Source organism: Protofrankia sp. Cr1, from assembly GCF_963555865.1.
Classification (GTDB): Bacteria; Actinomycetota; Actinomycetes; order Frankiales; family Frankiaceae; genus Protofrankia.
Genome location: NZ_CAUVXO010000057.1, coordinates 1 through 518, shown reverse-complemented (window position 1 = coordinate 518; position 518 = coordinate 1). Strand labels below are relative to the sequence as shown.

The following is a 518-nucleotide window of genomic DNA, read 5'->3' as shown; positions in this document are numbered from 1 at the left end:
TCGAGTGAGTAGTCGAGTGAGTAGTTGAGTGAGTGGTCGGTTGGGTGAGATGGGCGGAGATCGACCCGAGGACGTCGGGCGCCTGCAACGGCTGCTCGGTGGCGAGCACACCGCGTGGTTGCTGGACCGGGCGCGGCACAGGATGGAGCACGGCAGGCCGCTGACCGGTTCGGTCACCCTCACCAACGCCAGCGGAGACCAGCGGCGGGCGGTCGAACGGCTGCTGGGCCGGCGGGCCGGGACGGGCGTGTCACTGACGGTGTCGCTGGACGAGGTCGACACGGTGCTGCGCACCAGCGGCGCCGCGCCGGACGGCCTGGGCGGCGCCGTGCGGCTCCTGCTCGGTGAGGTCGGCGACCGGGTGGCGCAGGCCGCGGCGGACGCGGCGGCGTGGGCGGACGCGCACGCGCCACTGGACGCACTCGTCGTGCGGCGCCCCGAGCTCGCCACCTGGCGGTCGTGGCTGGACGCCACCGGTATGCTGCGCCGGCTGGCCACGAGCCCCGACGCGGCGGCGG

General features: G+C 74.9%; 1 protein-coding gene. It reads left to right on the top strand.

The window, feature by feature from the left end:
* Positions 1-28: 28 nt before the first annotated feature.
* On the top strand, positions 29-518 hold a 490-nt coding region (locus U9980_RS07660), incomplete at its 3' end, for a TIGR02679 domain-containing protein (RefSeq protein WP_322767298.1).